Here is an 11070-nt window from a genome sequence, read left to right as displayed (position 1 = left end):
GACATGCTCGGGCCGCGGTTCGCCGCCGAGCCCGCCCGGATGTTCGCCTGGGACCGGTTCCACCCCTCCGCAGAGGGGTACGCGATAGCCGCGGCGGCGTTGCTGCCCACCGTGCTGTCCGCGCTGGGCGCGGTCCCGGAACGCAGGCCTGTCCTGCCCGGCGTGGAAGGCGTACGGTCGCTCCCGGAGGCGGCTCACGAGGCGGCCCGGCACGCCGGCACGGAGGTCAGCGGCGCCCAGCTCCGGGGCCGCGACCGCGGGCCCGGCGGACGCTGGGCGCAGCTTCGCCGACGGGCCTTCTTCGGCGTCGGCGCGCTGCCCCCGACCGGCAGCGCCGCCGACTCGGCCACCCTGGAGGAAACGGCATGAGCGAGCGAAGCGGAGTGCTGTCATGAGCGAGCGCAGCGAGCGAATCGGCCAGCTCAGCGCAAACGTGCCTCATGACGGCACGGAGCGAAGCGGAGTGCTGTCATGAGCGAGCGGAACGAGGTGGCCCGGTGGGGCCGGGCGGCGGCCCTGTCGCTGCTGGCCGGCACGGTGGGCGGCGCGGCGGTCCTCGCCGGGCAGGCCATCGCCGCCCGCAGCCGGGAGTACGCCCAGCCCGAGCTGGGTCTGGTGTTGCGCGCGACGGTCGGCCGGGCGGACGCGCCGCCGCTGCGGCTGGTGCTGCTCGGTGACTCGTCGGCGCTCGGTGTCGGCGTCGACCGCTTCGAGGAGACGATCGGCGGTCAGCTCGCGAACCTGCTCGCCGAGGGGCCGCACGGCCGCCGGGTGCATCTGTCCAGCGTCGGGGTCTCCGGCTCCCGCGCCACCGACCTGGCCACCCAGGTGGCCCGGGCGCTGCTCGGCGAGCGGCCCGACGTGGCGGTGGTGCTGATCGGGGCGAATGACGCGACGGCGCTGAGCCGCCCGGGTGACGCGGCCGCCTATCTCGGCTCGGCGGTGCGCCGGCTGCGGGAGGCGCACGTCGAGGTGGTGGTGGGCACCTGCCCCGACCTCGGCGCGGTACGCGCGGTCGCCGCTCCGCTGCGTCAGGTGCTCGGCTGGTCCGGCCGGCGGATGGCACGGGCCCAGACGGCGGCCGTGCTGGACGCCGGTGGCACGGTTGTCGACCTGGGCACCGAGACGGGCCCGGTGTTCCGCGCGGATGCCGGCACGCTCTGCCGCGACGGCTTCCACCCGTCCGCCGACGGCTACCGGGTCTGGGCGCACGCCCTGCTGCCGGCGGTCGAGGCGGCGGCGACTGTCGCGTTCCGGCACCACCGCCGACCGCCCACGGGGTGACATTTCCCGCCCGCCGCACACCTTCCCGCGCATGTTACCGGCGCGTTAACGTTGGCTCATGCCGATTGAGTCGCCCCGCGACGCCGTCATCGTCGCCACCGCCCGGTCCCCCATCGGCCGCGCGTTCAAGGGTTCCCTCCGCGAGGTCCGCCCGGACGACCTCGCCGCCACCATCGTCCAGGCCGCCCTCGACAAGGTTCCGGCGCTCGATCCCACCACCATCGACGATCTCTACCTCGGGTGCGGCCTGCCCGGCGGCGAGCAGGGCTTCAACATGGCCCGGGTGGTCGCCACGCTGATGGGTCTGGACGGCCTGCCGGGCGCCACGCTGACCCGCTACTGCGCGTCCTCGCTCCAGACCACGCGGATGGCGATGCACGCGATCCGGGCCGGTGAGGGCGACGTGTTCATCTCCGCCGGTGTGGAGATGGTCTCCCGGTACGCCCGGGGCAACTCGGACACGCTGCCGCCGGAGGCGCAGGCGCTGGTCGGCGGCGGCTGGGAGAACCCCCGCTTCGCCGAGGCCCGGGAGCGTTCCGCGGCCCGTGCCCAGGGCGGCGCCGAGGTGTGGGCCGACCCGCGCGAGGCCGGGCAGCTCCCCGACATCTACCTCGCCATGGGGCAGACCGCGGAGAACCTGGCCCAGGTGTACGACGTGACCCGCGAGGACATGGACGCGTTCGGCGTCCGCAGCCAGAACCTCGCGGAGAAGGCGATCGCGGACGGCTTCTGGGCCCGCGAGATCACCCCGGTCACCACGCCGGACGGCACGGTGGTCAGCAGCGACGACGGCCCGCGTGCCGGGGTGACCCTGGAGGCCGTGGCCGGTCTGAAGCCGGTGTTCCGCCCGGACGGCCGGATCACCGCCGGCAACTGCTGCCCGCTCAACGACGGCGCCGCCGCAGTAGTGATCATGAGCGCCGAGCGGGCGTCCGAGCTGGGTCTCACCCCGCTGGCCCGGATCGTCTCCACCGGCGTCAGCGCGCTCTCTCCCGAGATCATGGGCCTGGGCCCGGTCGAGGCGTCGAAGCAGGCGCTGAAGCGGGCCGGCATGACCATCGACGACGTCGACCTGGTCGAGATCAACGAGGCGTTCGCCGCGCAGGTGATCCCCTCGTACCGGCAGCTCGGCATCCCGGAGGAGAAGCTGAACGTCGCCGGTGGCGCGATCGCCGTCGGCCACCCGTTCGGCATGACCGGCGCCCGGATCACCGGCACGCTGCTCAACGCGCTGGAGTGGCACGACAAGACCATCGGTCTGGAGACGATGTGCGTCGGCGGCGGCCAGGGCATGGCGATGGTGCTGGAGCGACTGAGCTGAGACCGGTTCGCCGGCGCGCGGGCCGGGTACGGGAGGCCGTATGGCGACCGTCGTGGAACGTGAGCGCAAGTACTCCGGCGACGAGGGTTTCCAGCTGCCCGACCTGACCGGGTGCGGTGGCGTCGTGGCCATGTCCGACGCCACCGTCTCGGATCTGGACGCCGTCTACTGGGACACCGATGACCTGTTCCTGCTGCGCAGCGGGCACGCGCTGCGCCGGCGTACCGGGGGGCACGACGCGGGCTGGCATCTCAAGGTGGGCGCGGTCGGCGGCGCGCGGGTCGAGCACCAGTTCCCGGCCGGGGCGTCCGACGACGGCCCGCCGGCCGAGATGGTCGCGCTGATCCGGGGCGCGTCGCGGGGCCGTACCGTCGCTCCGGCCGCCCGGGTGGTCAACCGCCGCCGGGAACGGCGGCTGCTGGACGCGGACGGCCGGGTGCTGGCCGAGGTGGCCGAGGACGACGTCCGGTCCGAGGATCTGGTGGACAGCGCCGCGCGGACCTGGCACGAGATCGAGATCGAGCTGGTCGACGGCGACGAGGCGCTGCTCGACGCGCTGGGCGAGCGGCTGCGCGCAGCAGGTGCCCGGGAGGTGGCGGTCAGCAAGTCGCACCGGGCCGTCGCGGGCCGGATCGAGCGCTTCGACGACCGGGAACCGGACGGCCCGGCGGGGCCGGTCCTCACGTACGCCAGGGCGCAGCGGGACGCGATCGTCGGCAACCACGCGGCCGCGTACCAGGGTGACGAGGACGCGGTCCACGACATGCGCGTCGCGGCCCGCCGGTTGCGGGCGACGCTGCGTACGTTCCGGGGGTTGTGGGAACGCCGGGAGAGCGAGGCGGTCCGGGCCGAGCTGCGCTGGCTCGGCGGCGAGCTGGGCCGGGTCCGCGACACCCAGGTGATGGCGGCCCGGCTCACCGAGGCGGTGCACGAGCTGCCGGACGAGCTGGTGCTCGGCCCGGTGGCCGCGCGGATCGGCGAGCGGTTCGCGGCCGACCTGGCCGGGACGACGGTGGCGCTGCGGTCCGCGTTGGACTCCGACCGCTATGCCGAGCTGCTGGCCCGCCTGGATCGGCTGGTCGACGACGCACCTGCCGACGTGGGCCGGCGCTGGGTGGACCGGCGGATCCGCAAGGCGGTACGCCGTGCTGACGAACGGCTGGACCGGGCGCTCACGCTCGAAGGGACGGCCGGGGACGCGGCGCTGCACGAGGCGCGTAAGAAGCACAAGGCGGCCCGGTACGCGGTGGAGGTGCGGGAGCCGAGCGCCGGCAAACCGGCCGCCCGCCTGGTGAAGCGGTTCAAGGCGCTCCAGGATCTGCTCGGCGCCCACCAGGATTCGGTGGTGACCCGGGAGACGCTGCGGCGGCAGGCGCTCCAGGCGTACGCCGACGGCGAGAACACGTTCACCTACGGCCTGCTGCACGCCCGCCAGGCCGAGGCCGCCGGCCACGACCGCCCCGCCGTCCTGCGGGCACGCGACCGGGCCCGACGCCGCAAGGCACGCCGCTGGCTCAACCCCTGACCGCTCCCGCCACCCGGTCGATCATGAAGTTAGCGGGGATCCGCGTCCGTTTTGTCGCCGCCAACTTCATGATCAACGCGACGAAAGGGCAGGGGGCGGGTCAGAGGGCGGCGCGGGTTCGGGTTATCGCCTCGGCGGCCTCGGCCAGGACGGGGGCGGGGGGATCGGCCAGCGTCAGGTCGGCGGTTACCACGCGGAGCTGGTCTGGGAGCGCCTGGTCGCTGGGGAGCCGGGGCACCTCGCGGCGCGGCTCACCCGCCGCGTCGGCGGCCAGGTTGGCGATCTCCTGGACCAGCTTGTGCACCAGGTCGGCCCGGGACACGTTGCCGCCCTCGGCCTTGGCCGACCAGCGCGGCTGCTGCCAGTGCCCCACCTGTCGGACCAGCAGGGTCACCGCCCGGTCCAGTTCCGCTGCGCTCATCGCCGCGAGTCTACGGCGACGCCAGGCCGCAGCGTGCTCAGCCGGCGTCAGCGGCGTACGTAGCTGAGCAGGCGCAGGATCTGCCAGTACAGGAAGATCAACCCGACCAGCAGCCCGAACGCGCAGTACCAGGCGTAGCGGCGGGGCAGCCGGTTCGCCGCCGACCGCTCGACCAGGTCGAAGTCGAGGATGAAGCTGAGCGCGCCGGCGATGATCGCCACCACCGAGAACACGTACGGCAGCCAGCCCACCCGGTCGCTGAGGCTGTAGACCGCCACGCCCTGCCGCCCGGTGAACAGGTACGCGAACAGGTTCACCAGGCCGATCGCCACGATCCCGACGAGCGTGCCGATGACCAGGCGGGCCAGGCGCGGGGTGGCGCGTACCAGCCGGGCCCGGTAGAGCACGGCCATGCCGAGGAAGACGCCGAACGTGCCGACCACCGCCTGCGCCACGATGCCCGGGTAGACCAGTTCGAAGGCACGGCTGGCCACCCCGAGCAGCAGCCCCTGCAACACGGCGTACCCGACGATGACCGGCGGACTGGTGATCTGCTTCAGCGAGATGACGAGCACCAGGGCGAGGCTGGCCAGCGCGCTTCCGGCCAGCGCGGCGGAGATCCACGCGGCCTGCGGCACCAGCGCCCAGGACAGCGCCGCCGTGACGCCGGTGACCAGCAGCAGGCCCACGGTCCGGCTCACCACGTCGGCCACCGTCATCGCGTCGGCGGTTCCGACCCCGAGCACCTGCCGCTCGGCGCGGCCGACGTCGTCCAGCCGGTCCAGCACCGGATTGGCACTGCGCACCGTGACCACCTCCCGCCGACGTACCCGAGTCCCACTCTGCCCCGGGCGGCCCGGAAGAGGCGGGAAAACGGCGACGCCCGCCGCCGCGGATGCGGCAGGCGGGCGTCGGCGGAAAGCGAGACGTCAGTCGTCGCCCTGGAAGTAGCTGAGCAGCCGCAGGATCTCGATGTAGAGCCAGACCAGGCCGACCACGATGCCGAAGGCGGCCGTCCACGAGTAGCGCTGCGGGAGTCCTATCCGGACCCCCTCCTCGATGTCGGCGAAGTTGAGCACGAAGCTCAGCGACGCCACCACGATGCAGACCAGGCTGAAGCCGATGGCCAGCGGGCTGCCGTCGCGCAGGTGCGTGTTCACGCCGAACAGCGCCAGCACCAGGTTGACCATCATCACGCCGAACAGGCCGGCCATGATCGCCACCATGATCCGGGCGAACTTCGGGGTGGCCCGGATGATCCGCGCCTTGTAGATCATCGCCATCAGGAAGAACACGCCGAACGTGCCCGCGACCGCCTGGAGCACGATGCCGTCGTAGAGCGACTCGAACGCCTTGCTGACCATGCCGACGAAGACGCCCTCGATGATCGAGTACGCCACCACGAGCGCCGGGTTGGCCATCCGGGAGAACGAGATGATCAGACCCAGCACCAGGCCAACCACCGCGGCGCCGATCCACGCCACGCCGACGAGCGAGTCCGGCACGAGCACCCAGGCCGCAGCGGCCGAGGCGCCGAGGATGGCGAGCATGAGGACCGTCTTGACGACCACGTCGTCGAGCGTCATCGGGGTCACGGTGGGCGGTGCCACCGGCTGGCCGTAGCCGCCCGGGTAGGGCTGGGCGTAGGGCTGCTGCGGGTACTGCTGCTGGGGGTATCCGGGCTGACCGTAAGGCCCGGGCTGGGCGTACCCGGCCGCCCGCTCACGCTCTGCCGCCTGGCCGAGCCGGGCGAGCACCGGGTTCGAGGTCTTCACTTCTCAGGCCTCCCTCAGGGGGTCGATCGCACGTAGACGTGCTACTCCAGGGTAGACGTGGCCGCAATCGCGCGTGCGACGGCTAGCTGTGGGAAACCTGAGAGTTCGTGTGCCCGGGGCGGGGGTCGAACCCGCACGCCTTGCGGCAGCCGCTTTTAAGGCGGCCGTGTCTGCCGTTCCACCACCCGGGCGGGTGACACCGGCGCGCCGACACGCGCGGTGCAGATCTCACCGTAGCGGCTCGGCCGCGACCCGGCGTACCCCGACGGCTGCGGCCGTTATGGTCGAGGCCGTGACCAGCGCCGCCCGCACGGCCTCCGGGCCCGACCAGGTCCGGGCGGCCCGCCCGGCGACGGTCACGCGGCGGATGACGGCCGCCGTCCGGCGGCGCCGCGCCGACCTGCTCGTGGGGCTGGCGTTCGCCGCGTTCGCCGCCTGGCTCACCCACGGCCTCTGGCCGGCGCCGGGCACGCGGGTACTCGCGCTCAACCCGGCCGACCAGACGCTGTACGAGTGGTTCCTGGCGCTCGACGCGCGTGCCCTGCGCGGCGAGCTGAGCCTGGTCAGCGACCGCCTGAACGCGCCGGACGGGGTCAACCTGATGGCGAACACCTCGGTCGTCGCGCTCGGCGTGCTGCTCGCCCCGGTCACGCTGGCGTTCGGCGCGCCGGTCACGTTCGCGCTGCTGGTCGCGCTCAACCTGGCCGGTACCGCGCTGGCCTGGTACCTGCTGTTCACCCGCGTCCTACGGGCCCGCCCGCTCGCGGCCGGGCTGGGCGCGTCACTGTGCGGCTTCGGGCCGGGCATGGTCTCGCAGAGCAACGGCCACCTGCACATGACCGCGCAGTGGCTGGTCCCGGCGCTGGTCTGGCTGGTCGTCCGGCTGCTGCGCGCCGCCGACCCGGCCGGGCGCCCGGGCGGCCCGGACCGCCGCCGGATGGTCTCGTCGGCGGCCGGGCTCGCCGCTGTCGTCACCGTGCAGGTGTTCGTCGGCGAGGAGGTGCTCTTCCTCACCGCGCTCACGCTGGCGGTGATGACGCTCGCGTACGGGCTGGCCGACCGGGAACTGCTGCGCCGGGCCGGTCCCGGCTTCGCCCGCGGGCTGCTGGGCGCGGCCGGGCTGGCGCTGCTCGTGCTGGCGTACCCGCTCTGGGTGCAGTTCGCCGGTCCGCAGGGCGTCGCCGACGGGATGTTCCCGCCCGCCTACTTCTCCGCCGACCTGGCCGGCTGGACCCGCCTCTCCGCGCTGACCGTGTTCGGCAGCCCGGAGGCGGTCCGGCTGACCACCGGTCCGGCCGAGTTCACCACGTTCCTCGGCTGGCCGCTGCTGCTGGTCGCGGTCGGCTGCGCGGCCTGGCTGGGCCGGCGGCCGCTGGTGGTGGCGCTGGTGGCAGGCGCGCTGGTGACGGCCGCGCTCGCGCTCGGCCCCGAGGTCGTGGTCGGCGGCGAACGGACCGGGCTTCCCGGCCCGTACCGGCTGCTGGCCGGGCTGCCGGTGGTGGACGGCGCGCTGCCGATGCGCTTCGCGCTGGCGGTGCTGCCGCTGGTCGGTACCGTGCTCACGCTCGCCGTGCACCGGGCGCTCGGCGAGTCCGGCCGGGCCCGCCGGGGTGTCCCGATCGCGGTCGGCGCGGCGGTGCTCAGCGTCCTGCCGACGCCGCTGCCCACGATGGACCGGCCGCCGCTGCCCGAGTTCGTCACCGGCGGCCACTGGCGGCAGTGCGTACGCCCCGGCGGGGTGCTGGTGCCGGTGCCCACCGCCACTCCGCAGACCCCCTGGCCGATGCGCTGGGCCACCGCCACCGGCGTCGGCTTCGCCATGCCGGAGGGCTTCTTCATCGGCCCGTACGGGCGGGGCGGCTCGGCCACCATGGGCACCTGGCAACGCCCCACCTCGGCCCTGCTCGCCGACGTGGCCCGCCGGGGCGTGGCGCCGGCGGTCGGTGACCGGCAGCGCCGCCAGGCCGCCCGGGACGTCGAGTTCTGGCGCGCGTCCTGCGTCGCGGTGACCGACGACGCGCCGCACGCGGAGATGCTGCGCCGCACCCTGGAGCAGTTGTTCGGGCGGCCGGGTACGCGGCTCGCCGACGCCTGGACCTGGCGGTTCTGAGCCACGAAAACGGCGCGGGGACCTTCCGTTCGGAAAGTCCCCGCGCTGGATCCGTCAGACGCGCGCGGCGACCGGCGGGGCGGACGCCTCGGCGAACTCCTCACGCGGGTCGTGCAGCTGACCCAGCGCCACCACCTCACGCTTGAGGAAGAACGCCAGCGTCCAGTCGACCACCACGCGCACCTTGCGGTTGAACGAGGGGATCCGCGACATGTGGTACGTCCGGTGCATGAACCAGGCCGGCCAGCCGGTCATCTTGATGCCGTAGACCTGCGCCACGCCCTTGTGCAGGCCGAGGCTGGCCACGCTGCCGGCGTGCTTGTGCTTGTAGTCGACCGGCTCGCGCCCGCGGATCACGTTGGCGATGTTGTCGGCCATCCGCGCCGCCTGCCGCACCGCGTGCTGGGCGCTCGGCGAGCAGAAGTTGCCCGGCTCCTTGGTCAGGTCCGGCACGGCGGCGCAGTCGCCGGCGCTCCACGCGCCCTCGACCACCCGGTCGCCGTCCACGATCTGCAGCGTCGGCCGGCAAGTGACCCGGCGGCGCTCGTCGCGCGGGAAGTCCGTGGCGTCGAGCATCGGCGACGGCTTCACACCGGCGGTCCAGACGATGGTGTCGGACGGGAAGCTGTCGCCGTCGGAGAGCTTCACCACACCGTCGACGCAGGACTCCAGCCGCGTGTCCAGGCGGATGTCCATGTCCCGCTTCATCAGCTGCTGCACCGTGTAGGCGCCCATGTCCCGGTCGACCTCGGGCAGCACCCGCTGGGTCGCCTCGACCAGCACCCAGCGCATCTCCTCCGGCTTCAGCTCCGGGTAGTAGCGCAGCGCGTCGCGGGCCATGTCCTCCATCTCGGCGAGCGCCTCGATGCCGGCGTAGCCGCCACCGACGAAGGTGAACGTCAGCGCGCGGCTGCGTACCGCCGGGTCGGTGGTGGAAGCCGCCACGTCGAGCCGGTCCAGCACGTGGTTGCGCAGGTAGATGGCCTCACCGATGGTCTTGAACCCGATGCCGTGCTCGTGCAGGCCGGGAATCGGCAGGGTGCGGGAGACCGAGCCGGGCGCGACCACCACGTGGTCGTACTGGATCTCCCGGGCCGGGCCGCTGATCGGCTGCACCACTGCGGTCATGCGGTCGTGGTCGATCCGGGTGACGGTGCCCGCCACCACGGTGCACTTGCGCAACTCCCGCCGCAGCGGCACGACGGCGTGCCGCGGGGAGATGTTGCCCGCCGATGCCTCCGGGAGGAACGGCTGGTACGTCATGTGCGGCTGCGGGTCGACGACGATGACCTCGGCCTCACGCCTGCTCAGCTTCTTGGACAGGCGCAGAGCGGCGTACAGGCCCACGTGACCGGCACCCACGACAAGGATCCGCTTCGGGTTCACGTCATCTATCTTTCCCCGGCGGCCCCCGGTAATCCCGCGCGAGACCCCCTTCTGTGACGGAGCACAACCCATGTGACCTGCGCAACGTCACCGGGACGCTGCGTCACTTGCGACGCAGCAACCAGCCCAGCAGCGCGCTCAGCCCCACCGCCACCAGCAGCCCCACCACCGTCGCCGCCTGCGAGCCGTCCGTCCCGCCGACGCCACCCAGCCACGCCAGCACCACGCCGAGCACAGCGCTGGCAAGCACCACCCCGCCCGCCCGGCTCAACCACCGGAACACCACGTCCGGGTCGATCAGCCCGTCGTAGGGCAGCAGCGCGGCGAGCGCGCAGAGCGAGTGCGCCAGATAGAGCAGCGTCGCCACGGCGAGCAGCCGCCACAGCGCCGGCGGCCGGTCGAAGCCGAGCGTGGCCAGCAGCCAACCGCCGACCGTCACCAGCGCGGTGAACGTCGGCCAGATCCGGCGCGGACCGAACGCCGGCAGCACCGCGGCCACCGCCAGGGCCAGCAGCGAGCGCGCGGTGAGGGCCTGCACCGGGTACGCGAGCAGGAAACCGGCCAGCACGGTGAGGAAGATGCCGCCGCGTACCAGCAGCGGCAGCGGGCTGACCCGGGCGGCCGCGTACCGCAGCGCCCGCACCCGCTCGACCAGGGCGTCCGTCACTGAGCCGGCCTTTCGTTCGCGACTGCGGGACTCCGCTTCGCTGCGTTCCTCGCGCTCACCGCAACCCTGCCTTCGGGGCGGTCGCCAGCCGGGCCACGTCGCGGAGCACCTCGTCCAGGCTGCCCGCGCCGGCCCAGCGCACCACCGGCACGCCGTGCTCGCGGAGCTGGCCGATCATCGTGTCCCGGTCCAGCCGCCACAGCCGGTACGCCACCTCGGCCCAGCCCCGCTCCTTCGGCACCGGCAGTTCGGCCGGCAGCGTGTCCACCGCCACCACGAACCGGCCGCCGCGGGCCAGCCGGGCCAGCATCTGCGCGGACCGCTCGTCGAGCAGCGGGGTGAGCACCACCACGAGCGCGTCCGAGGAGAGCAGTTGCGGGCCGAAGACCTGGTCGTACGGCTCGTGCGGGGACGACTCGGCGTGCACGTCGAGCAGCCACTCCAGCACGGTCAGGTACTGCCGCCGCCCGGTGGCCGGACGCAGCCGGCGGGCGGCCGGGCCGTACTCCAGCATCGACACCCGGTCGCCGCGGTGCAGGTAGTGCTCGGCGATAGCGGCGGCGGCCCGAACCGTGGTATCC

9 protein-coding genes, 1 tRNA gene and 2 pseudogenes are annotated in these 11070 nt (G+C 73.6%); 5 read left to right on the top strand and 7 right to left on the bottom strand.

From position 1 onward, the window contains the following. The 4 genes and pseudogenes from KBX39_RS11145 to KBX39_RS11130 all read left to right on the top strand — a co-directional run. Positions 1–369, top strand: a pseudogene (locus KBX39_RS11145) (SGNH/GDSL hydrolase family protein); the annotation flags it as partial. Between the two features lie 102 nt (positions 370–471). Continuing rightward, a complete protein-coding gene (locus tag KBX39_RS11140; protein WP_043326542.1) occupies positions 472–1284 on the top strand; it encodes an SGNH/GDSL hydrolase family protein in 813 nt (270 codons plus the stop codon). 58 nt (positions 1285–1342) lie between these two features. Beyond that, on the top strand, positions 1343–2605 hold the full coding sequence (locus tag KBX39_RS11135) for an acetyl-CoA C-acetyltransferase (RefSeq protein WP_113972009.1): 1263 nt from the start codon (positions 1343–1345) through the stop codon (positions 2603–2605). Between the two features lie 40 nt (positions 2606–2645). Beyond that, positions 2646–4130, top strand: coding sequence for a CYTH and CHAD domain-containing protein (locus tag KBX39_RS11130; protein WP_210870363.1), 1485 nt, complete (start codon positions 2646–2648; stop codon positions 4128–4130). Positions 4131–4230: 100 nt separating this feature from the next. Here KBX39_RS11130 and KBX39_RS11125 read toward each other — a convergent pair whose 3' ends face one another. The 4 genes from KBX39_RS11125 to KBX39_RS11110 form a co-directional block, all read right to left on the bottom strand. Further along, positions 4231–4551: a hypothetical protein gene (locus KBX39_RS11125; RefSeq protein ID WP_069087424.1), complete on the bottom strand. Its 321-nt coding sequence runs from the start codon at positions 4549–4551 to the stop codon at positions 4231–4233. A 47-nt stretch (positions 4552–4598) separates the two neighbouring features. Further along, positions 4599–5357: a Bax inhibitor-1/YccA family protein gene (locus KBX39_RS11120; protein ID WP_174534692.1), complete on the bottom strand. Its 759-nt coding sequence runs from the start codon at positions 5355–5357 to the stop codon at positions 4599–4601. 123 nt (positions 5358–5480) lie between these two features. Then, a complete protein-coding gene (locus tag KBX39_RS11115; protein WP_210870361.1) occupies positions 5481–6326 on the bottom strand; it encodes a Bax inhibitor-1/YccA family protein in 846 nt (281 codons plus the stop codon). Between the two features lie 110 nt (positions 6327–6436). After that, a tRNA-Leu gene (locus KBX39_RS11110) sits at positions 6437–6517 on the bottom strand. 101 nt (positions 6518–6618) lie between these two features. Between KBX39_RS11110 and KBX39_RS11105 the strand changes: the two genes are divergently transcribed. Then, the gene (locus KBX39_RS11105) at positions 6619–8436 is read left to right on the top strand and encodes a hypothetical protein (RefSeq protein WP_312247084.1); all 1818 of its coding nucleotides are present in this window, start codon (positions 6619–6621) and stop codon (positions 8434–8436) included. Positions 8437–8490: 54 nt separating this feature from the next. Here the strand turns inward: KBX39_RS11105 and KBX39_RS11100 are convergent, their stop codons facing one another. From KBX39_RS11100 to KBX39_RS11090, 3 genes and pseudogenes are all read right to left on the bottom strand, one after another. Beyond that, complete coding sequence (locus tag KBX39_RS11100) at positions 8491–9822, bottom strand: NAD(P)/FAD-dependent oxidoreductase (RefSeq protein ID WP_043326553.1); 1332 nt, start codon at positions 9820–9822, stop codon at positions 8491–8493. A 103-nt stretch (positions 9823–9925) separates the two neighbouring features. Further along, the gene (locus tag KBX39_RS11095; RefSeq protein WP_104114266.1) at positions 9926–10489 is read right to left on the bottom strand and encodes a hypothetical protein; all 564 of its coding nucleotides are present in this window, start codon (positions 10487–10489) and stop codon (positions 9926–9928) included. Positions 10490–10544: 55 nt separating this feature from the next. Then, positions 10545–11070: pseudogene (locus KBX39_RS11090) on the bottom strand (DUF58 domain-containing protein); the annotation flags it as partial.

The sequence above is a fragment of the Micromonospora sp. D75 genome, assembly GCF_018070405.1.
In the GTDB taxonomy this organism is placed as follows: Bacteria; Actinomycetota; Actinomycetes; order Mycobacteriales; family Micromonosporaceae; genus Micromonospora; species Micromonospora chalcea.
The sequence above is the reverse complement of the archived record's forward strand: the minus strand, read 5'-3'. Positions and strand labels throughout refer to the sequence as shown.

Coding starts and splice junctions, on each gene's coding strand:
- KBX39_RS11140 (WP_043326542.1), top strand. CDS start 472: ATGAGCGAGCGGAACGAGGTGGCCCGGTGGGGCCGGGCGGCGGCCCTG.
- KBX39_RS11130 (WP_210870363.1), top strand. CDS start 2,646: ATGGCGACCGTCGTGGAACGTGAGCGCAAGTACTCCGGCGACGAGGGT.
- KBX39_RS11135 (WP_113972009.1), top strand. CDS start 1,343: ATGCCGATTGAGTCGCCCCGCGACGCCGTCATCGTCGCCACCGCCCGG.
- KBX39_RS11125 (WP_069087424.1), bottom strand. CDS start 4,551: ATGAGCGCAGCGGAACTGGACCGGGCGGTGACCCTGCTGGTCCGACAG.